The organism is Pseudomonas putida, from assembly GCA_041071465.1.
Lineage (GTDB): Bacteria > Pseudomonadota > Gammaproteobacteria > Pseudomonadales > Pseudomonadaceae > Aquipseudomonas > Aquipseudomonas putida_P.
On record CP163498.1, the window covers coordinates 1,540,512 to 1,565,237 of the forward strand.

Below are 24,726 nucleotides of genomic sequence, written 5' to 3' on the forward strand. Positions count from 1 at the left end.
ATGACATGCTTAAAATCGACACCCTGCACCAGTACTACGGCGGCAGCCACATCCTGCGTGGCCTGTCTTTCGAAGCCAAGGTCGGCGAGGTTACCTGCCTGCTGGGCCGCAACGGCGTGGGCAAGACCACCCTGCTGCGCTGCCTGATGGGCCTGGTACCCGCCCGTGACGGGCGTATCGAATGGGAAGGCAAGCCCATCACCAGCCTCAAGCCCCAGCAACGGGTCCACGCTGGTATCGCCTACGTGCCCCAGGGCCGCGAGATATTCCCGCGCCTTACCGTCGAGGAAAACCTGCTGATGGGCCTGTCGCGCTTCCCCGCCCGTGAAGCCCGCGAAGTGCCGACCTTCATCTACGAGCTGTTCCCGGTGCTGGAGCAGATGAAGCAACGCCGTGGCGGCGATTTGTCTGGCGGCCAGCAGCAACAGCTGGCCATCGGCCGCGCCCTGGCCAGCCGCCCGCGCCTGCTGATTCTCGACGAGCCCACCGAAGGCATCCAACCTTCGGTGATCAAGGAAATCGGCGCCGTAATCCGCCGCCTGGCGCAGCGCGGCGACATGGCGATTCTGCTGGTGGAGCAGTTCTACGACTTTGCCGAAGAACTGGCCGACCAATACCTGGTCATGTCCCGCGGCGAAATCGTCCAGCGCGGCCGCGGTGAAAACATGCAAGCCGAAGGTGTGCGCGGGCTGGTAACCATTTAATCTGCATTCAACGACCCTGCGAGACGCTGTCATGAGTTACGAAATCCGCGATGCCCTGCCCACCGACGTGCCCGGCATCCTCGACATCTACAACGACGCCGTGCGCAACACCACGGCGATCTGGAACGAAACGCCGGTAGACCTGGCCAACCGCCAGGCCTGGTTCGAAGCGCGGGCGCAGCAGGGTTATCCGATCCTGGTCGCGGTAGATGAGACAGGCGTGCTGGGCTATGCCTCGTTTGGCGACTGGCGGCCGTTCGAGGGCTTTCGCCTGACCGTGGAGCACTCGGTGTATATCCGGGGTGACCAGCGCGGAAAAGGGCTGGGACCGGTGTTGATGGCAGCGCTGGTCGAGCGTGCGCGTGGTTGCGGCAAACATGTGATGGTGGCGGCCATCGAGAGTGGCAATGCGGCCTCGGTGCGCCTGCATGAGCGACTGGGCTTCGTGGAGACCGGGCAAATGCCGCAAGTGGGGGTGAAGTTTGGCCGCTGGCTGGATTTGACCTTCATGCAACTGGTGTTGAACCCAGGGGCCGAACCAACCTGAAATACGGCCCATTGTGGGAACGGCCTTGCGCGACGCAAGGCCGCTCCCACAGGCGCCAGCATGATCGCCTACATCTGGGTAAACCTGCCCAGCCGCTGGCGCAGCATGCTGTTCTCGCTGCGCAACTGCTGCACTTCCTGCAACAGCTCCAGCGCCAGCGCCACCCCTTCCCACTCCAGTTCCAGCTCCTGGTGCAGCTTGGCCGCACGCCTGGTCAGCAGCGGCGCCTGATCGTCGAACAACCAGTCCTCCGGCGTTCGCCCGGAAGGTTCGACAATGCCGTGCTCGACGATTTCGATCACGCAGTCCGCCGTGACATCGGCTTCCTGACACAGGGTACGCATGTCCAATTGAACGATCAGGGTGCTGCTCATGATCACTTACTCCATTGTGCCCTCGGGTTGAACGCGGCCTTTTCGGAAAGCTTGGCCCACAGTTCACGGGTAGACTCGTCAGACGTGGTCGGCATCACCACTTTGAGCTGCGCGTAAAGGTTGCCGCGCTCGCCCTGCTTGTTCGCCAGGCCCTTGCCGGGTACGCGCAGGCGCTGCCCGCTCTGGCTGTCCGGGCGGATGGTCAGGTTGATCTTGCCCTCCAGGGTCGGTACCGCCACCTTGGCGCCCAGGGCAGCCTCCCACGGTGCCAAGGGCACGGTGATGATCAGGTCATGGCCTTCGACATCGAACAGTGGGTGCGGCGCCATGCGAAGGGTCAGGAACAAGTCGCCATTGGCCCCGCCACCGCTGCCCGGTGCGCCCTGGCCCTTGAGGCGAATGCGCTCGCCGTCGGTCACCCCGGCCGGAATCTTCACGTTCAGGGTCTTGGTGGTAAAGCCGGTGCGCTGGCCCATGGCATTGGTTTGCGGCACCTGGAAGCTGATCTGCTTGGACTCCTTGCTCAGGGTTTCTTCAAGGAACACTGCCAGTTCAAGCTCCACGTCCTGCCCCCGCCTGCCTGCACTGCGTTGCTGCTGCCGAGCGCCACCGAAGGGGTTGCCGCCCCCGCGCCCACCGAAGATCGAGCTGAAGAAGTCGGAGAAATCGCCGCCTTCGAAGCCACCGCCACCGCCACGGTTTTCCCAGCCCGGTGGCGCCTGGAACGGCCGGCCATGCTGGCCGCCGTACTTGCGAATTTCATCGAACTCGGCACGTTTCTGCGCGTCGCCCAGCACTTCGTAGGCCTCGTTGGCCTCTTTGAACTTGTCCTCGGCGTCGCGCTCCTTGCTGACATCGGGGTGATACTTGCGCGCCAGCTTACGGTACGCGGCCTTGATCGCCTTGTCGTCCGCCGTGGGCTCTACGCCGAGTATCTTGTAATAGTCTTTGAAGTCCATCTGTGGATCACCAATGTGAATGTGCGTGTTGCAACAGAAGATAGGGGTCAAGCATAGCCTTTCAAGACCGCCTTGGGTTTGCCCCATGGCAGACGACTGGTCTTGATTCTGTAGCCAAGTGGCATAAACTGCGCGGCCGTTTTCGCTCCGGAAGCTGATTTCCCATGTCTGACGTATCCCGGCCCGCGCCCTGGGCATCGATTTTGGCACCTCCAACTCCACGGTCGGCTGGCACCGCCCTGGCGTGGAGTCGCTGATTGCCCTGGAAGACGGCAAGATCACCTTGCCCTCGGTGGTGTTCTTCAATATCGAAGAGCGGCGCCCGGTGTATGGCCGCCTGGCGCTGCACGAGTACCTGGAAGGCTACGAAGGCCGCCTGATGCGCTCGCTGAAAAGCCTGCTGGGCTCGAAGCTGATCAAGCACGACACCAGCGTGCTGGGCAGCGCCCTGCCGTTCAAGGACCTGCTGGGCATGTTCATCGGCGAGCTGAAAAAACGTGCCGAAGCCGCTGCGGGCCGTGAATTCGACCAGGTGGTGCTGGGCCGCCCGGTGTTCTTCGTCGACGAAGACCCGGCCGCCGACCAGGAAGCAGAAGATACCCTTGCCGAAGTAGCGCGCAAGATCGGCTTCAAGGACGTCTCGTTCCAGTACGAGCCGATTGCCGCAGCCTTCGACTACGAGTCGAGCATCAGCCGCGAAGAGCTGGTGCTGATCGTCGACATCGGCGGTGGTACTTCGGACTTCACCCTGATCCGTCTGTCGCCCGAGCGCCACTTGGTCGCCGAACGCCAGAGCGACATCCTCGCCACCGGCGGCGTGCACATCGGCGGTACCGACTTCGACAAACAGCTGAGCCTGCAGGGCGTGATGCCGCTGTTCGGCTACGGCAGCCGCATGAAGAGCGGCGCGCTGATGCCCACCAGCTACCACCTCAACCTGGCCACATGGCACACCATCAACGCCCTGTACTCGCAAAAGTCGCAGTTGGCGCTGGGCAGCATGCGCTACGACATCGAGGACAGCTTCGGTATCGACCGCCTGTTCAAACTGATCGAGCAACGCGCCGGGCACTGGCTGGCGATGGAAGTGGAAGCCAGCAAGATCGAACTGACCGAGCACGACAGCCGCCGCATCGACCTGCGCCGCGTCGAGCCCGAGCTGACGGCAGAACTGACACGTGCGCTGTTCGAAGAGGCCATCGACGGCCTGCTGGAGCGGGTGCGCGGTAGCGTGACCGAGCTGTTGGCCAAGGCTGGCGTGAGCGAAGGGCAGGTCGACACGGTGTTCTTCACCGGGGGTTCCAGCGGAATTCCGGCGCTGCGCAACAGCGTGTCGGCGATGCTGCCGAATGCGCGGCATGTGGAAGGCAACATCTTTGGCAGCATTGGTAGCGGCCTGGCCATCGAGGCCCGCAAGCGTTACGGCGCAGCCTGAGCCATCTTGGGGCTGCTTTGCAGCCCCAGCACGCTGTCAGACCAGCTCCGCCCGCTTCAGCTCACTCTTCAGGTAGGCATAGTAGATCGGCCCTGCCACCACCCCAGGCAGCCCGAACGCCGCCTCGAACACCAGCATCGCCAACAGCAGTTCCCACGCCTTGGCACTGATCTGCCCGCCCACGATCCGCGCGTTGAGGAAATACTCGACCTTGTGGATGACGATCAGGTAACCCAGCGCCGCCGCCGCCACCCAGATCGACAGCGACAAGCCGACGATGGTGATCAGGGTGTTGGACATCAGGTTGCCGATCACCGGTAGCAGGCCCAACAGGAAGGTCAGCACGATCAGCGTCTTGGTCAACGGCAGGTGCACACCGAACAACGGCATCACCACCGCCAGGAAGATGCCGGTGAAGGCCGTGTTGAGCAGCGAAATCTTGATCTGCGCGAAGACGATGTTGCGAAACGCCTTCACCAGCAGATTGAGGCGCTCGAACAGCGCCGCCGCCAGGGGCTTGCGCCGGGAAACATCGGGAATGCGCTGCAAGGCGATGATGGCGCCGAGGATCATGCCGATCAGCAGCGTGACGAACATGTGCGCCATGCCCTTGCCCACCAATTGCAAATCGCTCAGGTGGCTCTTGATCCAGTCGCCGATGGCGACCTTGAACTCTGCGGCACTGGCGGGCAGGTAGCCTTCGATGAAGGGTGGCAGCTGGCCGCGGGCACGCTCGACCAAGGCCATGAACTTGTCCAGCGAGGCGCCGGGGTTCTCCGCCTCGTGCAGCAAAAAGCTGAAGGCACCGGCAATCAGCAGCGTCAGGGTGCTGACCACCAGCGTGCCGAGCAGGGCCACCGCCAGCCAGCGCGCGCGTTGCCCAGCCAACAGCGGCTGCAGGCGCGGGGTCAGCATGTTGACCAGTTCGAACACCAGCAGGCCGGCCAGCAGGCTGGGCAGCAACTTCAGGGGCAAAGCCAGCAGCAGCCCGGCCATGACGATGATCAGGCTGGCCAGGGTGATCTGACGGGGGGTAAAGGTCATACAGCCTCGACGGCAGACAGCGGGAATGCCCGCAGTCTGCCAGCCTTGGCGGCGCAGGCATAGGCGCAGGTCATTTCTTCTTCAGGCAGTCGCTCATGTAGGCTTTACGCTCGTCACCCTTCAGGGCTTTGGTGGTGGCGTCGGCGTTGCAGGTTTTCATCTTCTCTTGTTGGGTTTGCGGCACATCCTTCTTCAGGCAGGTGCTCATGAAGGCTTTGCGCTCATCGCCCTTCAGGGCCTTGGTGGTGGCGTCGGCATTGCAGGTTTTCATTTTTTCCTGCTGCGCGGTATTGGCCGCGAAGCCTTGGGCGCTGAACAACACAGCCAACGCCAGCAATGGAATGTGCAGCACTTTCATGGAGTGGTCTCCTTGGCTCCGCGCCCGATGCACGGGGGTCGAGCTGAGTGTAGCCAAGAATTCTCAGCGCCCCGCCCGCGCCTGCCGGCGGTATTGCTCGGGCGTGCATTGGGCCTGGCGCTGGAACATGGCGATGAACGCCGAAGCGCTGCTGTAGCCCAGGTCGAAGGCGATGGCCTGAATCGGCAGGCCAGCTTCCAGCGCTTCGATGGCGCGCAAAAAACGCAGGCGCAAGCGCCATTCGCCAAAACTGATGCCCAATTCGCGCAGAAACTGGCGGGCCAGGGTGCGTTCGCTGACATGCACTCGGGCAGCCCAGTCGGCCAACGGGCGGTTGTCGCCAGGCTCGGCGCTGAGCGCGTCGAGCACCTGGCGCAAGCCATCGCTGTGGGCAAACGGCAGGTAGCAGGCCTGGGTGGGTGCCAGCAGCAATTGATCGAGCAGAACCTGCACCAGGCGTTGGTCGCGCGGGTCTTCGGCCACCTTGAGGTCGCGGCGGGCGAAGTCGGCGAGGATGGCCTTGAGAATGTCACTGATCATCAAGCTGCACGGTTGCCGTGGCAGCGCGGCGCACAGGCTGCGGTCGAGGTAGATGGAGCGGTAGACGATGGCCTGCGGGTTGTAGCAACCATGCGCGGTGTCGGGCGGCACCCACACGGCGTAGCTTGGCGGTGACAGGAAGCGCTGGCCGGCAACGTCCAGATGCATCACGCCGTGAGCGGTGTAGTTCAGTTGACCCCAGGCGTGGCAGTGCACGGCGCTGTGGGTGTCGGCAACGAACTCATCGTGGCGGAAGTACACCGGGGCCGGGAGCTGGGTGAACTGAGGGATGTCCAGGTATTTGCGCGGCATGCTGTCTGCTTGGCAGGGTGGGTTGTCTGGATGGAAGTATAGGCTTTTAGACAGACAGTTGATAATGGCTGCCATCGGGGCCTGCTGCGCAGGCCTTGTGTCGCAAAAGGGGCGCACAGCGCTCCAAAAATCATCGCGATACTTCAGAGAATCTCTGCAACATGAATTACCTGTTCCCCTCACCGCCATCCTCATCTGGGCCGGTAACACCGTGGTCACCAAGATGTCCGCCGGCGCCATCCACCCCGCCGAGATCGGCTTTTATCGCTGGCTGCTGGCTGCCTTGCTGTTCACCCCGTTCCTGCTGCCCGCCGTGTGGCGCAACCGAGCGGCCATCCGCCCGCACCTGGGCAAGGTGTTCGTGCTCGGCGTACTGGGCATGGCGATGTACCAAAGCCTGGCCTACTTCGCCGCCGGCATCACCAGCGCCACCAACATGGGCATCATTCTCTCGCTGATGCCGCTGATGTCACTGGCACTGTCCATCGCCTGGCTGGGCCAGCGCCTGAGCTACGGCGCCCTGTTGGGTGCGCTGGTATCGTTCTTCGGGGTACTGGAGGTGGTCAGCGCCGGCCACCCCGCCAGCCTGCTGCAACAAGGGCTGAACAGCGGCGACCTGCTGATGCTGGTGGCTACCCTGGCCTATGCGCTGTACAGCTTCCTGCTGAAGAAATGGCAGCTCCGCCTGCCGCCGATGCAGTTGCTGTACCTGCAGGTGCTGGTGGCCATCGTCGTGTTGCTGCCGCTGTTCCTGCTGTCGGACAAAACCGGCCTGAACAGCCACAACATCGGCCTGGTGTTGTATGCCTGCGTGCTGGCTTCGATGATCGCGCCACGGGTGTGGATGCAGGCCGTGCACCGCCTAGGGCCAAGCCGCACCACGCTGTTCTTCAACCTGCTGCCGTTGGTCACTGCGCTGATCGCCGCCGGTGTGCTCGACGAGCAACTGGCCAGTTATCACCTGGTCGGCGGCTTGCTGACCCTGGCCGGCGTAGTGCTGGCCGAGCGCTGGACCACGCCGATCCGCCGCTAAAGCCCGGCGGCCTTGAGCCGGGCGGCATGTTCGGTAAACAGCCGCACGGGCTCGGCGCCCTTGCCCACAGCGCCGAGCGACTGGTTGACGATGTCCAGGTGATCGAGCGGGTAATCGTCGCCGATCACCTGCCCCAGGTGCGAACTGAAACGCCCGACCATACCGTCGCACTGGCCCTTTTCCTTGATGAAACTGCGCGCGAACAGGCGGCAGAAACGGTTGCTGCCGTCAAAACGGTTACGCCCCTGGTCGGTCAGGCCAGGCTGCAAGGTGCCCGACCAAGAGTAATAGCGCACGCCGTTGACCTCATGGGCCCCTTCCCCACCCCAGGTCTGCGGCAGGCCCTGTGGATAAGCCTGGTTGAACAGTGCCACCCCGGCACTGGTCAGCGACTGGTGCGAGGCATGCACATCCACCGGCAGCGGCTCGCGGCGCCAGCCCGTTTCCAGCCATACCAGCAAAACGGCAAAACCATGCAGCACGGCCTTGAGGATGCGCCCCTGGGGTGAATCGCCCGGTGCCGTACGCGCCAGGTGGTCGGCCAGTTCCGAGCCATGGTTGGGCCCGGCCACCGAGGTGACCGAAGCCACCCGCTCAGGCCGCTTGGCCGCGGCGTAGCGTGCACTCAGGGCGCCCTGGCTGTGGCCGATGAGGTTGACCTTGTCGGCGCCGGTGCGTTGGCAGATGTCTTCGATGATCGCCAGCAACTGCTCACCGCGCACCTCGCTGCAATGCAGCGGCGAAACCTGCACCGGAAATACCTGCGCCCCACCCTTGCGCAGGGCCGGCACGATGCCGAACCAGTAGGGGTAGAGCACCACCCGGACAAACCCGAGCATGCCCGGCACCAGCACCAACGGGTATCGCGTGGCCAATTCCTGTGGCATCACCCAGCCCCTTTGCGTGAACGACCGGCCAACACTACAGCGGCCATCATGGCCATCGCAATCGAACTCCCGGCGTGCGCTGTGGTTCCAAACCACACAGACCCTTTGCAAGGAGCGGGACCATGTACAAGCAGACCCTGGCAATCCTTCTGGCAAGCGCCACCCTGGCCGCCTGCGGCAGCCGCCCGGAAAACCCGGTGGACTACGTCACCTACCGCGACGAGCCGCTGGTCAAGCAGGTAGAGAACGGTATGACCATGCAGAAGGTCATCGCCATTGGCGGCAGCCCGTCGAACGTGATCGACCTGCCGCACGGGGGCACCTGCAACGACTACATCCTCAACCGCGATGGCAAACAGCAGCCCTACTACGTGCGCTTCGACGCCACCGGCCATGTCGACGCCAAAGGTTTCAAAACCTGCAAGCAACGCCAGGAAGACAGCGACGCCTTGCATGGCGCATAAGCCAATGCCCAAACCTGACCCCTGCTGGAGATAACCATGAGCAACGTTGAACTCACCGATGTGAAAACCCTGCGCGAACGTGCCCGCCAGCATGTAGAGCAAGGCGCCGTGACCGAGGGCTATCATGCCGATCGCAAAGAGATCCTGCGCCTGCTGAACGAGTCGCTGGCCACCGAGCTGGTCTGCGTACTGCGCTACAAGCGCCACTACTTCATGGCCAGCGGCATCAAGGCCAGCGTGGCAGCCGAGGAGTTTCTGGAGCATGCCACCCAGGAAGCCGAACACGCCGACAAGCTGGCCGAGCGCATCGTGCAGCTGGGCGGCGAGCCAGACTTCAACCCCGATAACCTGACCAAGAATTCGCATGCCCAGTACGTGGCAGGCAATTCGTTGAAAGAGATGGTGCTGGAAGACCTGGTGGCGGAGCGGATTGCCATTGATAGCTACCGCGAGATCATTCAGTACATTGGCGATAAAGACCCGACTACGCGGCGCATCTTCGAAGACATTCTGGCGCAGGAAGAAGAGCACGCGGACGACATGTCCGACCTGTTGCAAGGGTTGTAATCGTTAGGGGCTGCTGTGCAGCCCATCGCGACACAAGGCCGCTCCTACAAGGGATCGCGTACCCCTGTAGGAGCGGCCTTGTGTCGCGATGGGCCGCGCAGCGGCCCCCTGCTATTTCCGCCCTTTCACCGCCGCCGGTGCCTTGCCCGCTTTCATCTGCTGCAACAACGGCGTGCACTGGTTTGGATCATCCCCGCTGCTGGGCGCAATCAGTGCCAGCAACCCTGCCGCCGGCCCGGCCACCACACCCAGCGCCACCATTCCCGCGCCGCGCAACGCCAGCGGCAGCGCCTGCACACCGGCACTCGGTTTGGCAAACGGTCCACGCACGTACAACGGCGAGCGCAGCGAGAACAACCGCAGCCCTTTCGACTCCGGGGTGATCTTCAAGTCCAACTGCTCGGAGGCAAAATTGGCGGTGCCGTTGATGTAGATGATCGCGTTCTCGGTATCGAAGATGAACAGCCGCGTAGTCGCCAGGCCATCCTTGATACCCACATCGGCTGCCGCGCAGTTGATCTTCACGTCCTCATCACCGAACAGCTTGCCGACCACATAGTTACCCACGTTCAAACCGGCAATCTCCATCAGGCTGCGGCTGATGGCGCCATCGTTGATCAGCATGCGCAGGTCGCCATTGGCCGTACCCAGCAAGGCTGCCACCGAGTTGCCACGGCCCGTGATGTCGGCATCGCCGTTCAATTCGCCAAAGCTGGTCTGCATCGGCGCAAACGTGGGGAACAGTTGCTTGAGCTTGAAACCCCGTGCCGTCAACTGTGCCCGGCCCTGCAAGGGCACGCTGCGCCCGTCAAGGCGGATATTGGAGGCCAGGCTGCCACCGGCCACGCCAAAACGCAGGGGCTCCAGGCGCAGCAGGCCGTCATCGAGTATCACGTGGGCCGACAGGTCATTGAACGGCAGTTGCGTGCTGTGCACGATGCGCTTGCCAGCAAAAGTGACGTCAGCATCCATCGCGCGCCAGCGCTCGGTGCGGAACTCTTCAACCGGTAGCACCTTGCCCGTCGGCTGCTTGCTGGCACCACCCCGGGCCTTCTGCTCGGCGTTGGAATCGGCGCCGATCAGCGGCGCCAGGTCTTTGAACAGTAACTGGTTCGATACCAGTTTGCCGGACAGTTTGGGCCGTGGCTGGCTGGCGACGAAGGCCAGGTCACCGTGAATATCGCTGTCGCCGATCTTGCCGTTGAAGCCCTGGTAATTGAACGACGCCCCTTGCGCCGCGTGCAGGTTGGCGCTGAGGCGGCCATCGGTGGAGTAGGCCGGCGTGTCCGGCAGGGTTACCCCGGTCAACGGGTAGAGGTTGCCCAGGCTGGCACCCGACAGGCGCAAGCGCAGGTCGAGGGCGCCGAGGTTGCGCGGGTCGGTCAGGGTGCCGGCTAGCACCACGTGGGTGTCGGCGATGCGCACATCGGCCTGCAGCGGGAACGGCTGGCTGGCGTCCTGCAGCGCCAGCAGGCCGCCGATCTTGCCAGTGCCGGACACTGGCTGGCCTTTGTAGCGGCCCTGGGCCTTGAGGCCGAAGGCATAGTCCTGTGCAGCGCCAGCCTTTTCGGCGCTGGCCTTGCCGACAATGTCGCTGAACGGGATTGGCTTGCCCAGCGGGTCGATCTGCACCTTCATGCTGGTTTTCAGTGTTTGGTCGTCGAAGCTGACGTTGCCCTGGTCGAAGCCGATGGCGCCAATATCCAACTGCCACTTTGAAGGTTCTGCGTTTTCATCCTTGGGGCCGAAGTCGAACACCCAGTTAGCGCGTCCATCGGCCAGGCGGGTGAGGTTGGCGGTAGGCTTGGTAAGGTTGATGCGGGGGATGCTGATCTGCTGGAACACCAGCGGTAGCGGCGCCAGGCGGAACTCCACGCGCGCCAGGCCGACCATATCAGGCTCCTTGAGCCACTCCGGGTTGCCCAAGGTCAGGTCCTCGGCAATGAAGTGTGGCCACGGCACCCAGGCACGCCAGCCACCCTCTTCGGGCTCGGTACGCCAATGCACAGCGAGGTTGCCATTGATTGCGAAAGGCCGGTGCAAGGCCTCGGAGACCTTCTCGTTGAGCAGCGGCTTGACGCGGTTCCAGTCGAAGGTGGCGATCACCACCACCAGGATTGCCAGCAGGGTGAACAGGCTGGTGAGGGTCCAGACGAGAATTCTGGCGGGACGCGTCATTGCGTGAATCTCCTTGCGGTATGACACAGAACAGGCACTTCAGTGGCACTCAATATCTCGGACTCATGAAAACCCATGGGGTTTTATCGATGGCGCCATGATAGCGAAGTTTTTCCTGGCCCTTTGCTCAGCAATTTATCGCGCCAGGCTGTACATGTTACCCAACGGAGGCACGGCCAGCGGTTTGCCTGCGCGCCTGAAAGGCGCTGGTTAGAGGCGTTGCGAACCTCTATCAATACGGTCGATTGTTACCATTACCCGTATGAACTTCTCTCTGGCGTTACGCGGCGTAGCATTGGCTTCGTACCCACTTTCCAGCCCCCGAGAGGAGCACCGAAATCATGAAACGCCACCTGCTGACCCTGACCCTGTCCCTTTTGGCCGCCAACGCTTTTGCCCTGCCGGCTTCCGAGCAACACCTGACCGCCGAATCGCGCTCCAGCGCTGCCGAAATCGCCCAGCCACTGAAAACCGTAGCTGAAGGTGGTTCCGATCGGTTGATCGAACGCAGTGGCCGCGTTGCCGAAGGTGGTTCCGATCGCCTGATCGAACGCAGTGGCCGCGTTGCCGAAGGTGGCTCGGATCGTCTGATCGAACGCAGTGGCCGCGTTGCCGAAGGTGGCTCGGATCGCCTGATCGAACGCAGTGGCCGCGTTGCCGAAGGTGGCTCGGATCGCCTGATCGAACGCAGTGGCCGCGTTGCCGAAGGTGGTTCCGATCGCCTGATCGAACGCAATGGCCGCGTCGCCGAAGGTGGCTCGGATCGCCTGATCGAACGCAATGGCCGCGTTGCCGAAGGTGGCTCGGATCGTCTGGTTGAACTCAGCCGTGTGAGCTGATCACCATGGCCGAAAAGAACAACCTCTGTCACAACGCTTGCTCCCCTCCAGGCCCGGTCCATTGACCGGGCTTTGTTTTTTTATCTAGAGTGCCCAGCCTTACCGTCACAGAAGCCCGCATCATGCTACCGCGCGCCGAACAGAAGCTTCAGACCCGCCAGGCCCTGCTCGATGCAGCCTGCCTGCTCATGGAGAGTGGCCGTGGTTTCGGCAGTGTCAGCCTGCGCGAAGTGGCGAAGACCGCTGGCATCGTACCGACCGGCTTCTACCGGCATTTTTCCGACATGGATGCCCTGGGCCTGGCCTTGGTGGCCGAAATCGACACCACCTTCCGCCAGACCATCCGCCTGGTGCGGCAAAACGAATTCGAACTGGGCGGCATCACCGACGCTTCGGTGCGCATCTTCCTCGACGTGGTAGCCGCCCACCGCGCGCAGTTCCTGTTCCTGGCCCGCGAACAGTACGGCGGTTCGCAGGCCGTGCGCCAGGCCATTGCCCGCCTGCGCCAGGACATAAGCGACGACCTAGCCACCGACCTTGCGCGCATGAAGCGCTGGCAGCACCTGGACAGCGCCGCGCTGGCGGTGATGGCCGACCTGGTGGTGAAGACCGTGTTCGCCACCCTGCCCGAACTTATCGACAGCCCGGAAGCGGGTTACCCACAGGCGCTGACGCCGCAGGAAAAGATCACCCAGCAGTTGCGCTTCATCTTCGTCGGGGCGCGGCATTGGCAGGGCTTGGGCAACCCTCAACCCTAGTTCTGCTAACATGGCGCCCTGCCCGACAGCGACGAGCGCCGACATGTCCGACCCCCGCCCCACCCTGCCCGAACTGGCCCGTTTCAACCAGCACTTCGCCGAACGCATCGTGCCAATGTGGCAAGGCCCAGGCTGGAACGCCGACATGGCCCTGCCCTACGAGGCGCTGGACGCCCAGCACCAACCCTTGCCGGTGCAGCGCTACCGGGCCATGGCCTGCGCACGCCAGCTGTACCTGTTCAGCAGCCGTATCGGGCAACCGGGCGCCGCCGAGCGCGCATCAGCCCTGTTCCGTTCGCTGCAAAAGCACTTCCACGATGCCGAGCACGGTGGCTGGTTCTACAGCATCGACGCCCAGGGCAAGCCGCTGGACCGGCGCAAAGACCTGTACACCCATGCCTTCATCGTGTTCGCCTGCGCGCACTACTGGGGCAAGGTGCGTGAAAGCCTGGTGGAATCCACCCTCAACGCCGCGCTCGACATCATCGACCAGCAGTTCGCCCGTGACGACGGCCTGTACGAAGCCAGCCTGGGCGAAGACTGGGCCGACCTGGGCAGCGGCCCACTGCAGAACCCGCAGATGCACTTGGCCGAGGCGTTTCTGCAGGTACTGGCAGTGCGTGACGATGAACATGTCCGCCAGTCACTGCTGCAACTGTGCGAGGCGCTTGAGGCGCACTTCATCGAACCGGCCCACGGCCTGATGCTGGAAAAGCCACGCGGGGCTGTGGATAACTGGTTCGAACCGGGGCACCAGTTCGAATGGTTCTACTTGCTGCACACCTCGCCGCTGCTACGTGACACGCCGCTTTATGCGTCCATCGACCGGGCTTTCGGCTTTGCCGAACAGTTCGGGGTGAACGATGCGGCGGTGTTGGCGATGCTGAATGTGGACGGTCAGGTGCTTGATGCCACCCAGCGCATCTGGGCACAGGCGGAATACCTGCGGGCGCTTGTGTTGCGCGCGGGGGGCGAGGCGAAGCTGTCGGGGCAGTTGCAGGCGCTGCAAACGCGGTTCCTGCGGGAAGCGGGCTGGTATGAGTGCCGCGATGGTGAGGGGGCGGTGAGTCGGCATGATATGCCCTCTACTACGCCCTATCATTTGGCGACCTGCCTGGAAGGGTTGCAGCGCCTGAACTGACGCATTCGCGGGTAAACCCGCTCCCACAGTGATCGCGCCAGCTTTTAGGTTTTGTGCAAGACCGGTGCTCCCACAAGGATTGCACAGTACCTGTGGGAGCGGGTTTACCCGCGAAAAGGCCCTTGGATCAGCCCTTGGCCGACCGGTCGATCGAGAAGCCTGCCCAGTCCTGACTCACCGGCATCAGCTCCAGGCTGTTGATGTTGATGTGCGCCGGCTGGTTAAGGATCCAGAAGATGGTCTCGGCAATGTCCTGCGGCTGGATCGGCTCGGCACCTGCGTAGGTGGCGTCGTACTTGGCCTGGTCACCGCCGAAACGCACCAGCGAGAACTCGCTCTCGCACAGGCCCGGCTCGATGTTGCTCACGCGCACGCCGGTGCCGCGCAGGTCGCAGCGCAGGCTCAACGAGAACTGGCCGACGAAGGCCTTGGTGCCACCGTAGACGTTGCTGCCCGGGTACGGGTAGTTGCCCGCCACGGAACCTACGTTGAGGATCGAAGCGCCGCGGCCATGGGCGATCAGCCGTGGCAGCAGCAGCCGGGTGGTGTACATCAGGCCCTTGATGTTGGTATCGACCATGGTTTCCCAGTCGTCCAGGCTACAGTTCTGCGCCGCATCCACACCCAATGCAAGGCCGGCGTTGTTGACCAGGCCGCGAATCTTTTCGAACCCGGCCGGCAGATTGGCGATGGCCTGCTCCATGGCCTTGCGGTCACGTACGTCGAGCACCAGGCCATGCACTTCGGTCTTTGCCGACAGCTCGGCGCACAGGGCGTCCAGGCGCTCCTTGCGGCGGCCAGTGAGCACCAGCTTCCAGCCAGCCTCAGCGAAGCGGCGGGCGGTGGCCTCACCGAAACCGGAAGTGGCACCAGTGATGAATACGGTGGACGTCATGCTCTGTTCCTCAAGGTAGGTTCTCATGGCAGCTTTGCAGCATGCCCTCGCCAAGCGCCGGCAGCAAGCCGTTCAAGGCACTGATCATTTTTTGTTCATATTCGGCAAACCCTTGTGGCAGAGGGCTCGCCGACAGGTATGCGCATGTTATCCACAAGGCTTTCCCCACGGATTGGGGGCAACTTTTCCACCGTGCGGAACCCATTCAGCGCTCCGTGGTCGGTGGATATCTTTCAGGTGATGGCGCAAGGCTTTCAAGCATGCCGCCTGCAGCGGTCTGTCCAAGGTTTTTGCACAGAGTTATGCACAGGTTCGGCGCTAATTCCGGGGTGCTTTCAGGGCTGTGGGAAACCTTGGAAAATCATCCACAACGGGGATGTGATCAAAAAATGATCGCATCGCTGCAGAGCCTGGTATCAGTGGGCTGGAGCGAGATGCCACCATGTTTTCCACAGGCGGTTCCACATTATCCGTGGACAAGATCAACTTTGTGGAAACAAGGGTTTGTGAGGGAGTATTGGTGTGTGTCGAGAGCAAGACGCGGCAAGTTGTCCACATTGAGAATGGGGCTGCCTTGCAGCCCCCGAATACAACTCAGTGCCCGCCAAGGTAGGCGTTACGCACCTCCTCGTTGACCAACAGCTCCTGCCCGGTACCGGTCATGCGAATCTGCCCGTTGACCATCACATACGCCCGGTCCGACAGTTTCAGCGCATGGTTGGCGTTCTGCTCCACCAGGAAGATGGTCATCCCGGTCTTGGCCAGCTCTCGCAAGGTCGAGAAGATCTGCTTGACCACGATCGGCGCCAGCCCCAGCGAGGGCTCGTCCAGCAACAACAACTTCGGCCGGCTCATCAGCGCCCGGGCAATCGCCAACATCTGCTGCTCGCCACCGGACATGGTCATGGCCCGCTGGTTACGCCGCTCCTTCAAGCGTGGGAACAACTCGTACATGCGCTGCATGTCTTCGTCGGCATGTTTGTCGCCGATGGGGATGGTACCCATCATCAGGTTTTCCTCGACGGTCATGTCAGGGAACACCCGGCGCCCTTCCGGCGACTGGGCAATACCGTTGGAGGCGATGTAGTGCGACGACTTGCGGGTAATGTCGGTGCCGCGATAGACGATATGCCCAGACGCTGCCCGCGGCTGGCCGAAAATCGACATCAGCAGGGTCGACTTACCGGCACCGTTGGCACCAATCAGGCTGACCGTCTCACCTTCGTTGATGTGCATCGAGACCTTTTTCAACGCCTGGATCGGCCCATAGAACACGTCCAGGTCCTTCAGCTCCAGAATGGGTGCACTCATACCAGTTCCTCTTCGTCTGCACCCAGGTAGGCGGCGATCACCGTCGGGTTGTGGCGGATGTCCTGCGGCGCGCCTTCGGCAATCACGTTGCCATGGTCCAGCACCACGATATGGTCGGAAATGCTCATGACCATGCCCATGTCATGCTCGATCAGCACCACGGTGATGTCGTGCTCGTCACGCAGTACGCGGATCATGCGGCTGAGGGCTTCGGTTTCCTGGGGGTTCAGGCCCGCCGCCGGTTCATCCAGGCAGATGATTTTCGGCCGTGTGCACATGGCTCGGGCAATTTCCAGGCGCCGCTGCTGGCCGTACGACAACTCGCCGGCCAGGCGGTTGGCGCAGTCGACCAGGTCGACCACTTCAAGCCAGTAGAACGCGTGGTCCAACGCATCGCTTTCGGCCTTGCGGTAGGCCTTGGTGTTGAGCACCCCGGCCAGCAGGTTGCGATTGACCCACATGTGCTGGGCCACCAGCAGGTTCTCCACCACCGACATTTCCTTGAACAGGCGAATGTTCTGGAAGGTGCGTGCCAGGCCCGCGCGGTTGACCAGGTGGGTGCCGCCGAACATCTTGTAGTACATGCGGTTGGCAAAGCGCGCAGGCGACACGAAATCGGCCGCCTGGAAGCGTTCGCCAAGCAGCTGGATGACGTTGGTGTGGCTGCCGCGCACGTTCAGCTCGATACGCCCGCCACTGGCCTTGTAGAAGCCGGTCAGGCAGTTGAATACCGTGGTCTTGCCGGCGCCGTTGGGGCCGATCAAGGCAAAGATCTGATTGCGCCGGACCTTGAGGCTGACGTCGCTGAGCGCCTTGATGCCACCGAACTGCATCATCAGGTTGTCGACCGAGAGAATGATATCGTCGCTCATGGCGCCACTCCTTTACGCGGGGTCACACCGGTACGGCTGATGCGGATCAGCCCACGCGGTCGCCAGATCATCATCAGCACCATCAACACGCCGAACAGCAACACCCGGTACTCGGAGAAGCTGCGCAGCAGCTCCGGCGCCACTGTAAGCACGAACGCCGCGATGACCACGCCCACGGTCGACCCCATGCCACCCAGTACGACGATGGCCAAGATCAGCGCCGACTCGAAGAAGGTGAATGACGACGGGTTGACGAAGCCCTGGTAGGTGGCGAAGAACACCCCGGCCAAGCCGGCGGTGGAGGCACCCAAGGTAAACGCCGAAAGCTTGACCAGCACGTGGTTCAAGCCCATCGAACGGCAGGCGATTTCGTCTTCGCGCAGCGCTTCCCAGGCCCGGCCGACCGGCATGCGAGTCAGGCGGTGCTTGATGTACAGCACGGCCAGCACAACCAGGAACAGCACGGCGTAGATGAACACGAACTTGAGGTTGACGTTGTACTCGAAGCCGAAGAACTCGTGGATCGGCACCCCGCCATCCTTGGCCCGGCGGCCGAACTCCAGGCCGAAGAAGGTTGGCGAAGGCGCCGGCATGCCGTTGGGGCCACCGGTGAACGACAGCCAGTTGTTCAGCACCAGGCGGATGATCTCGCCAAAGCCCAGGGTCACGATCGCCAGGTAGTCACCGTGCATTCGTAGCACCGGGAAACCAAGGATGCACCCCGCCAGCGCCGCAGCGATGGCCGCCAGCGGCAGCACGCTCCAGAAGCCCAGGCCGAGGTACTGGTAACCCAGCGCCAGGCCGTAGGCACCGATGGCGTAGAACGCCACGTAGCCCAGGTCGAGCAGGCCGGCCAAGCCGACCACGATGTTCAGGCCAAGGCCCAGCAGCACGTAGATCAGGCCGAGGATGACCACGGTCAGCAGGTACTTGTTGGCGAAGATCGGGAAGACGATGGCAATCACGATCAGTGCAGGGATGATGTAGCGCAGGCGCGACTTGTAGTCCGGGGCATTCACATGCACGCCCGAGCCACCGCTGTCGAAGCCCTGGAGCATGCGCTGCCCAGGGGCAGTCTGCAGGAACAGGCTGAGCAGGAAGCGCCCGACCATCACACCACCGACCAGCCACGCCACGCGGCGCGGCTCGGCATTGAAGGTGTAGCCGTCGAGCACCACGCCAACGACCGGGCCAAACACGATGAGTGCCAGCAGGCCAGCGACGAGGGTCTCCAGCAGGCTGCGTTTAATGTCGAAACCCTTGGTTTCGCTAACAGAGGCAGTTTTGGCAACGGACATGTTCATCACACCTTAGCCACGAGCGGGCGACCCAGCAGGCCTTGTGGGCGGAAGATAAGGATCATCACCAGCAGCGAGAAGCTGAACACATCCTTGTAGTCGGAGTTGATCAAGCCAGAGAACAGCGACTCGGAAATACCCAGGATGATGCCGCCGAGCATGGCGCCAGGCAGTGAGCCGATCCCCCCGAGCACCGCGGCGGTGAATGCCTTGATACCGATGATGAAGCCGGCATAGAAGTCGAACGTGCCGTAGTTCATGGTGATCAGCACGCCGGCCAGGGCGGCCATCACTGCACCGATGACGAACACGTAGGAGATTACCCGGTCGGTGTTGATGCCCAGGATCGAGGCCATCTTGCGGTCTTGCTGGGTGGCACGGCACATGCGGCCGAGCTTGGTGTACTTGATCACGTAGGTCAGCAGGCCCATGCCGACGAAGGCTGCCACCAGAATGAAGATCTTGGTATAGGTCAGTTGCACGAAGCCGGTGCCGACTTCGACACGCATGGCACCTTCCAGCAAGGTTGGCACGCCTTGCTGGCGGGCGCCCTGGCTGATCTGAGCGTAGTTCTGCAGGATCAGCGAAATGCCGATGGCACTGATCAGCGGCGCCAGACGGGTGGAGTTACGCAGGGGTTTGTAGGCGATGCGCTCGATGGTGAAGCCATAGACGCCCGTGACGACGACGGTGAACAACAGCGTGCCCAACATCAGTAGCGGGAACGACTCGACGCCGAAGTAAGCCAGCAATGCCAGGCTGATTGCCGCGAGGTACGCGGAAATCATATACACCTCGCCGTGCGCGAAGTTGATCATGCCGATGATGCCATAGACCATTGTGTAGCCGATGGCGATCAGGCCATAGACCGACCCGAGGGTCAGGCCGTTGACCAGTTGCTGCAGGAAAATACCATCCATAACGCAATCTCACCTGATTGAGATTGCACGAGCGCCGACCACGGCGCGGGCCACCTGAGCGGGGCCCTCGCAGCGCAGAACTGTGCAGATCTACGAATAAAGACTGGTACCGCGGGGCTTGGGCCCGAGCATCAGCCCGGGCCGTGGGCCGTTTTTATTTTTGTTTTTCCAGCTGGTGGTATTTACCGGTCTCGTCCCACTGGTAGACCACATAGTCGGAGACGGTCAGGTCACCTTTGCTGTCCCACTTTTTCTCGCCCATGACGGTCTGCACCGGGTTGGCCTTGAGCCACTTGGCAGCGTCTTCGCCTTTGTTCGACTTGGCGCCATTGAACGCGGCGGCCAGGGCCTGCAGCGAGGCATAAGCGTACAGGGTGTAGCCTTCAGGTTCGGTACCGGCCTTACGGAACTCCTCCACCACCGCCTTGCTGTCTGGCAGCAGGCGCGGGTCGGCACCGAAGGTCATGTACACGCCATCGACGTACTGCGCACCGCCAGCGGTGGACACCAGTTCGTCGGTGACGATGCCGTCATCGGACATGAACTTGACGTCCTTCAGGCCCTGCTCGCGCATCTGGCGTACCAGCGGGCCGGCTTCCGGGTGCAGACCACCGAAGTAGACCACGTCGGCGCCGGTGGAGCGGATCTTGGTCACTACGGCGCTGAAGTCTTTCTCGCCACGGGTCAGGCCTTCGTACAACACTGGCTTCACGCCGCGTTTTTCCAGCTGCGCCTTGGTCGCGTCCGCCAGGCCCTGGCCATAGGTGTCCTTGTCGTGCAGTACCGCGACTTTCTTGCCCTTGAGCACGTCGACGATGTAGTCGCCAGCGACGATACCCTGCTGGTCGTCACGGCCGCACATGCGGAACATGGCGCTCAGGCCGCGCTCGGTAACCTGTGGGTTGGTGGAGCCCGGAGTAATGGCGATGACACCCGCCTCGTCATACACCTCGGACGCCGGGATGGTGTTGGAGGAACAGAAGTGGCCGACCACGCCGATCACCTTGTCCTGATCCACCAGGCGGTTGGCCACGGCCACGGCCTGCTTCGGTTCACAGGCGTCATCGCCTTTGACCAGGACGATTTTCTCGCCGTTCACGCCACCGGCGGCGTTGATCTTGTCGGCCGCTGCCTGCGCACCTTTCATGTACTGCTCGCCAAACGCTGCGTTTGCCCCGGTCATGGGGCCCGCTACACCGATCTTGACGTCGGCCTGAACATACGAAGAAACACCCAGTGCCGTAGCTACGGCCAGAGCCAGGAAACCTTTCTTGTAAAACGTCTGCGACATGAGGTGGTGCTCCTAGAGTTTTTTTTGGTTGGCACTACAACTTCTCAGCCCTGTGCTCTGAGCAAGGGCCGTGCCATAGGTTTTGTCTTCCGGGAAAACACACTGTGCAGGGTGCCAGCAGGCGACCGGCGGCCTTTTCTTTATTGAGCGTGCAACCGTCTGCCGTGCGGCGGGCGCCACCACACGTACAGACAAGGAGCAACCGCCTGGTGCCATCATTGCAACCTCGGCAAGTGTTTACGTGCAACCGCCCTGTAACAGCGGACGTCACCGAAGTGCACACCGCTGGTGCGCGACTGCTACAGGCGGCACCGTTTGAAGGCTAGCCGGTGCACGGAAAAACACCTCTGTTTTGGCTGTTCTGGCTTCTTCGCGGGCCGGAACAGGCACAACAAGGCGCAAAAGGCTGGCACAATGTCGGCCATTCGCCGCTTCCGGAGCCCCCTTGATGAGCGAAAGCGCATTCGCCGAGCGCATCGTGCACAACCTGCTCGACACCGACTTCTACAAACTCACCATGATGCAGGGTGTGCTGCACAACTACCCGGACGCCGACGTCGAATGGGAATTCCGCTGCCGCAACGGCGAGGACTTGCGCCCTTACCTCGGCGAGATCCGCAACCAGCTGGAACGGCTCAACGACCTTACGCTGGACGATGGCCAACTGCCTTTCCTGGAACGCATCAGCTTCCTCAAGCCCGACTTCCTGCGCTTTCTGCGCCTGTTTCGCTTCAACTTGCGCTATGTGCGCGTCGGCATCGAGAACGACCAGCTGTTCCTGCGCCTGAAAGGCCCATGGCTGCATGTAATCCTGTTCGAAGTGCCGCTGCTGGCCATCATCAGCGAAGTGCGCAACCGCCAGCTGCACCCGCACATGCGCCTGGCCGAGGCGCGCGACCAGCTGTACCGCAAGTTCGACTGGCTGCGCGCGCATGCCAGCGACGAAGAACTGGCCGAACTGCAGGTAGCCGACTTCGGTACCCGTAGACGCTTCTCCAGCCGCGTGCAGGAAGAAGTGGTTCGCGTGTTGCGCGATGATTTTCCGGCCCGCTTCGTCGGCACCAGCAATGTCGACCTGGCATGGAAACTGGATATCAAGCCGCTAGGCACCATGGCCCATGAATGGATCATGGCCCACCAGCAGCTCGGCCCACGGCTGATCGACAGCCAGATTGCCGCGCTGGACTGCTGGGTGCGCGAGTACCGCGGCCTGCTCGGCATCGCACTGACCGACTGCATCACCATGGATGCCTTCCTCGGCGACTTCGATCTGTACTTCGCCAAGCTGTTCGACGGCCTGCGCCACGACTCGGGCGAGCCGGTGGCCTGGGCAGAAAAGGCCATCGCCCATTACCAGAAACTGGGTATCGACCCGATGACCAAGACCCTGGTGTTTTCCGATGGCCTCAACCTGACCCGCTCGCTGGAGATCTTCCGTGCCCTGCGCGGTCGCATCAACGTCAGTTTTGGCATCGGCACCAACCTGACCTGCGACATCCCGGGTGTGGCGCCAATGAGCATCGTGCTTAAAATGACCGACTGCAACGGCGCGCCGGTGGCCAAGATCTCGGACGAAGCCGCCAAGACCCAGTGCCGCGACGAGAACTTCGTCGCCTACATGCGCCACGTATTCAAAGTCCCCAGCAAGGAGTAACCCATGCAAGCGGTTCAGCAAGAGATTGCCCAGGCGCTGAAGGTACAGCCGCCGTTCGCCGACGCTGCAGCGCTTGAGGCCGAAGTTGCCCGGCGCGTGGCGTTCATCAAGGGCTGCCTGGCCAACGCCCGGCTCAAGACCCTGGTGCTGGGCATCAGCGGTGGCGTCGACTCGCTGACTGCCGCCCTGCTCGCCCAGCGCGCCATCAACGAGTTGCGCGCCGAGACCGGCGACAAGGCCTACACCTTCATAGCCGTGCGCCTGCCGTACCAGGTGCAGCATGACGAGCATGACGCCCAGGCCTGCCTGGACGTGATCAAGGCCGATGAAGTGCACACCGTGGACATTGCCCCGGCGGTACGGGCTTTGGCGGCTGAAGTGGTGGAGTTGAAGAACGGCTCGCCGACGTTGGTGGACTTCGTGGTCGGCAACGTCAAGGCGCGTACGCGCATGGTCGCCCAATACACCATCGCTGGCGCCCGCGCAGGCCTGGTGATCGGTACCGACCACGCTGCCGAGGCGGTGATGGGCTTCTTCACCAAGTTTGGTGATGGTGCCTGCGACCTGGCGCCGCTGAGCGGGCTGGTGAAGAACCAGGTGCGAGCGATTGCACGCAGCTTCGGCGCACCGGAGTCACTGGTGGAGAAAGTGCCGACGGCGGACCTGGAAGACCTGGAGCCGGGCAAGCCGGACGAAGCGTCGCATGGCGTGACCTACCAGCAGATCGATGCCTTCCTGCATGGGCAGCCGGTTGACCAGGCAGCGTTCGACATCATCGTCGCCACCTACCGCAAGACCCAGCACAAGCGCGAACTGCCGTTCGCCCCATGAAAGCTTCGCGGGCACGCCCGCACCCACAGATACACCACGCAAGCTGAACCTTGTGGTGTACCTGTGGGAGCGGGCGTGCCCGCGAATAGGCCCGAAAGCCCTGCAGCGCTATCGTTACTTGACGATGACCTTGCCTTTCATCATCGAGATGTGGCCCGGGAAGGTGCAGAAGAAGCTGTAGTCACCACCGGCTTCCAGCTTGGAAGTGTCGAACTTCACTTCGGTTTCTTTTTCTGGCGCACCGATCATTGCGGTGTGGGCGATGATGTTGGCGTTATCTTCCTTAAGGTAACCCTTTTCAATGCCCTGGCTCATGCCTTCGGTAGCAATGCCCTGCATGTCGGCAGTCTTGCTGATCACCAGGTTGTGGCCCATGACGTTCTTCGGCAGGTTGCCGGAGTGGGTCAGTTTGACGGTGAATTCCTTGCAGCTCTTGTCGACGGTGAATTCCTTGGTGGTATAGGACATTTGGTCCGTCGATTCGACAGTTACCGAGCACTCGGCGGCGAAGACAGAGGCGCTGGCGAGGGTCAGCAGGGATACCGCTACAGCTTTCGCAAACATCATGAATCTCCTTGGCAGGGTTTTATCAATTGCGAGACTGCCTGAACCCGTTCAGCCCCTTGCTGATATGGGTCAAGGGGGTGTCAAGTGGCCAGCCAGTAGAATTGTTCAATGGATTGTATACAACCAATCTAAGGGCACATCATGCCCTTTTATTGGACGATGGGACAACCTCTCATTTAGGAGCAATACCAAATGCCCATCTCCAACTTCCTGAATAGCCTGCTCGCTGCCTACGCCCATGGAGCCACCGGCGCCATCTGCGAATTCTCCCGGCCGGAGTGAAAGCGGCCTTGGAAGCGACGGACATGCACCGTACCCTGTGCACCTGAGTGACAGGAGATGAGCAATGCCCGTACGTTCCGTTTGTGTGTTCTGCGGCGCCAGCATCGGCGCCAACCCCGCCTACCGTGAAGCGGCCGTCGCACTGGGCCAGGCCATTGCGCGTCGCGGCCTGACCTTGGTGTATGGCGGAGGTGCCGTAGGCCTGATGGGTGTTGTGGCCGACGCGGCCATGGCAGCAGGTGGCGAGGTGGTAGGGATCATTCCGCAGAGCCTGCTGGACGCTGAAGTCGGCCACAAAGGCCTGACCCGCCTTGAAGTGGTTGATGGCATGCACGCACGCAAGGCCCGCATGGCCGAGCTGAGCGATGCCTTCATTGCCTTGCCGGGCGGGCTCGGTACGCTGGAGGAGTTGTTCGAAGTGTGGACCTGGGGGCAGTTGGGCTATCACGCCAAGCCGCTGGGGCTGCTCGATGTGAATGGCTTCTACGACAAGCTGGGCGGCTTCCTCGACCATATCGTCGAAGAAGGCTTTGTGCGCCCGCAGCACCGGGCGATGTTGCTGCTGGCGCAGCAGCCAGATGAGCTGCTAAATGGCATGGACAGCTTCGTCGCGCCGGTGGCGCCGAAGTGGGTCGACAAGAAGCCTGATTGACCTTGAGATGTTG

26 protein-coding genes are annotated in these 24,726 nt (G+C 62.3%); 12 read left to right on the forward strand and 14 right to left on the reverse strand.

Translation table 11 applies throughout. The features are described from left to right. The first annotated feature begins 5 nt into the window (after positions 1–5). Positions 6–704 carry an urea ABC transporter ATP-binding subunit UrtE gene (urtE, locus tag AB5975_07180; protein ID XDR21626.1) on the forward strand — a complete coding sequence of 233 codons (699 nt, stop codon included), beginning with the start codon at positions 6–8 and terminating at the stop codon, positions 702–704. A 31-nt stretch (positions 705–735) separates the two neighbouring features. After that, positions 736–1,251 carry an N-acetyltransferase family protein gene (locus AB5975_07185; protein ID XDR21627.1) on the forward strand — a complete coding sequence of 172 codons (516 nt, stop codon included), beginning with the start codon at positions 736–738 and terminating at the stop codon, positions 1,249–1,251. A 68-nt stretch (positions 1,252–1,319) separates the two neighbouring features. Here the strand turns inward: AB5975_07185 and AB5975_07190 are convergent, their stop codons facing one another. Both AB5975_07190 and cbpA read right to left on the reverse strand, forming a co-directional pair. Beyond that, entirely contained in the window at positions 1,320–1,625 is a 306-nt protein-coding gene (locus AB5975_07190) for a chaperone modulator CbpM (GenBank protein ID XDR21628.1), read from the reverse strand. A gap of 2 nt (positions 1,626–1,627) precedes the next feature. After that, positions 1,628–2,584 (reverse strand): curved DNA-binding protein, encoded by a 957-nt coding sequence (gene cbpA / locus AB5975_07195; protein XDR21629.1) that lies wholly within the window; start codon positions 2,582–2,584, stop codon positions 1,628–1,630. A gap of 175 nt (positions 2,585–2,759) precedes the next feature. On the opposite strand from cbpA, the gene AB5975_07200 reads away from it, so the two are divergent. Further along, positions 2,760–4,019 carry an Hsp70 family protein gene (locus AB5975_07200; GenBank protein XDR22933.1) on the forward strand — a complete coding sequence of 420 codons (1,260 nt, stop codon included), beginning with the start codon at positions 2,760–2,762 and terminating at the stop codon, positions 4,017–4,019. Positions 4,020–4,055: 36 nt separating this feature from the next. Here AB5975_07200 and AB5975_07205 read toward each other — a convergent pair whose 3' ends face one another. The 3 genes from AB5975_07205 to AB5975_07215 all read right to left on the reverse strand — a co-directional run bounded on the left by AB5975_07205 (position 4,056) and on the right by AB5975_07215 (position 6,273). Further along, positions 4,056–5,063, reverse strand: a complete 1,008-nt coding sequence (locus AB5975_07205; GenBank protein ID XDR21630.1) for an AI-2E family transporter — start codon at positions 5,061–5,063, stop codon at positions 4,056–4,058. 70 nt (positions 5,064–5,133) lie between these two features. Then, positions 5,134–5,421, reverse strand: a complete 288-nt coding sequence (locus AB5975_07210; protein XDR21631.1) for a PsiF family protein — start codon at positions 5,419–5,421, stop codon at positions 5,134–5,136. Between the two features lie 63 nt (positions 5,422–5,484). Continuing rightward, complete coding sequence (locus AB5975_07215; protein ID XDR21632.1) at positions 5,485–6,273, reverse strand: helix-turn-helix transcriptional regulator; 789 nt, start codon at positions 6,271–6,273, stop codon at positions 5,485–5,487. A 223-nt stretch (positions 6,274–6,496) separates the two neighbouring features. Between AB5975_07215 and AB5975_07220 the strand changes: the two genes are divergently transcribed. After that, positions 6,497–7,306 carry a DMT family transporter gene (locus tag AB5975_07220; protein XDR21633.1) on the forward strand — a complete coding sequence of 270 codons (810 nt, stop codon included), beginning with the start codon at positions 6,497–6,499 and terminating at the stop codon, positions 7,304–7,306. Here AB5975_07220 and AB5975_07225 read toward each other — a convergent pair. Then, complete coding sequence (locus AB5975_07225) at positions 7,303–8,193, reverse strand: alpha/beta fold hydrolase (GenBank protein ID XDR21634.1); 891 nt, start codon at positions 8,191–8,193, stop codon at positions 7,303–7,305. The two genes, AB5975_07220 and AB5975_07225, sit on opposite strands and share 4 nt — an antisense overlap. Before the next feature lie 122 nt (positions 8,194–8,315). Here AB5975_07225 and osmE point away from each other — a divergent pair, with 122 nt between their 5' ends. Continuing rightward, entirely contained in the window at positions 8,316–8,657 is a 342-nt protein-coding gene (osmE, locus tag AB5975_07230) for an osmotically-inducible lipoprotein OsmE (GenBank protein XDR21635.1), read from the forward strand. Positions 8,658–8,693: 36 nt separating this feature from the next. Then, entirely contained in the window at positions 8,694–9,224 is a 531-nt protein-coding gene (locus AB5975_07235; protein XDR21636.1) for a bacterioferritin, read from the forward strand. A 111-nt stretch (positions 9,225–9,335) separates the two neighbouring features. Here AB5975_07235 and AB5975_07240 read toward each other — a convergent pair whose 3' ends face one another. Beyond that, positions 9,336–11,402, reverse strand: coding sequence for an AsmA family protein (locus AB5975_07240; GenBank protein ID XDR21637.1), 2,067 nt, complete (start codon positions 11,400–11,402; stop codon positions 9,336–9,338). Positions 11,403–11,743: 341 nt separating this feature from the next. On the opposite strand from AB5975_07240, the gene AB5975_07245 reads away from it, so the two are divergent. The 3 genes from AB5975_07245 (at position 11,744) to AB5975_07255 (ending at position 14,140) form a co-directional block, all read left to right on the forward strand. Beyond that, positions 11,744–12,241 (forward strand): phage infection protein, encoded by a 498-nt coding sequence (locus tag AB5975_07245; GenBank protein XDR21638.1) that lies wholly within the window; start codon positions 11,744–11,746, stop codon positions 12,239–12,241. A 122-nt stretch (positions 12,242–12,363) separates the two neighbouring features. Next, positions 12,364–12,999: a TetR family transcriptional regulator gene (locus AB5975_07250; protein ID XDR21639.1), complete on the forward strand. Its 636-nt coding sequence runs from the start codon at positions 12,364–12,366 to the stop codon at positions 12,997–12,999. Positions 13,000–13,042: 43 nt separating this feature from the next. Beyond that, complete coding sequence (locus tag AB5975_07255; protein ID XDR21640.1) at positions 13,043–14,140, forward strand: AGE family epimerase/isomerase; 1,098 nt, start codon at positions 13,043–13,045, stop codon at positions 14,138–14,140. A gap of 127 nt (positions 14,141–14,267) precedes the next feature. Here AB5975_07255 and AB5975_07260 read toward each other — a convergent pair whose 3' ends face one another. The 6 genes from AB5975_07260 to AB5975_07285 form a co-directional block, all read right to left on the reverse strand. Further along, complete coding sequence (locus tag AB5975_07260) at positions 14,268–15,035, reverse strand: SDR family oxidoreductase (protein ID XDR21641.1); 768 nt, start codon at positions 15,033–15,035, stop codon at positions 14,268–14,270. Between the two features lie 594 nt (positions 15,036–15,629). Further along, complete coding sequence (locus AB5975_07265) at positions 15,630–16,346, reverse strand: ABC transporter ATP-binding protein (protein XDR21642.1); 717 nt, start codon at positions 16,344–16,346, stop codon at positions 15,630–15,632. Continuing rightward, on the reverse strand, positions 16,343–17,218 hold the full coding sequence (locus AB5975_07270; protein XDR21643.1) for an ATP-binding cassette domain-containing protein: 876 nt from the start codon (positions 17,216–17,218) through the stop codon (positions 16,343–16,345). The genes AB5975_07265 and AB5975_07270 overlap by 4 nt, the downstream gene beginning before the upstream one ends. Then, on the reverse strand, positions 17,215–18,516 hold the full coding sequence (livM, locus tag AB5975_07275; GenBank protein XDR21644.1) for a high-affinity branched-chain amino acid ABC transporter permease LivM: 1,302 nt from the start codon (positions 18,514–18,516) through the stop codon (positions 17,215–17,217). Before livM ends, AB5975_07270 begins: the two co-directional genes overlap by 4 nt. Positions 18,517–18,521: 5 nt before the next feature. After that, on the reverse strand, positions 18,522–19,436 hold the full coding sequence (locus AB5975_07280) for a branched-chain amino acid ABC transporter permease (protein ID XDR21645.1): 915 nt from the start codon (positions 19,434–19,436) through the stop codon (positions 18,522–18,524). Between the two features lie 154 nt (positions 19,437–19,590). Next, the gene (locus AB5975_07285; protein XDR21646.1) at positions 19,591–20,727 is read right to left on the reverse strand and encodes a branched-chain amino acid ABC transporter substrate-binding protein; all 1,137 of its coding nucleotides are present in this window, start codon (positions 20,725–20,727) and stop codon (positions 19,591–19,593) included. Between the two features lie 448 nt (positions 20,728–21,175). On the opposite strand from AB5975_07285, the gene pncB reads away from it, so the two are divergent. Both pncB and nadE read left to right on the forward strand, forming a co-directional pair. Further along, positions 21,176–22,381 carry a nicotinate phosphoribosyltransferase gene (gene pncB, locus AB5975_07290; GenBank protein ID XDR21647.1) on the forward strand — a complete coding sequence of 402 codons (1,206 nt, stop codon included), beginning with the start codon at positions 21,176–21,178 and terminating at the stop codon, positions 22,379–22,381. A 3-nt stretch (positions 22,382–22,384) separates the two neighbouring features. Next, positions 22,385–23,212: an ammonia-dependent NAD(+) synthetase gene (gene nadE / locus AB5975_07295; GenBank protein ID XDR21648.1), complete on the forward strand. Its 828-nt coding sequence runs from the start codon at positions 22,385–22,387 to the stop codon at positions 23,210–23,212. Positions 23,213–23,326: 114 nt separating this feature from the next. Here the strand turns inward: nadE and azu are convergent, their stop codons facing one another. Further along, positions 23,327–23,776 (reverse strand): azurin, encoded by a 450-nt coding sequence (azu, locus tag AB5975_07300; GenBank protein ID XDR21649.1) that lies wholly within the window; start codon positions 23,774–23,776, stop codon positions 23,327–23,329. 349 nt (positions 23,777–24,125) lie between these two features. Here azu and AB5975_07305 point away from each other — a divergent pair, with 349 nt between their 5' ends. Next, positions 24,126–24,713 (forward strand): TIGR00730 family Rossman fold protein, encoded by a 588-nt coding sequence (locus tag AB5975_07305; protein XDR21650.1) that lies wholly within the window; start codon positions 24,126–24,128, stop codon positions 24,711–24,713. The last annotated feature ends 13 nt before the right edge of the window (positions 24,714–24,726 follow it).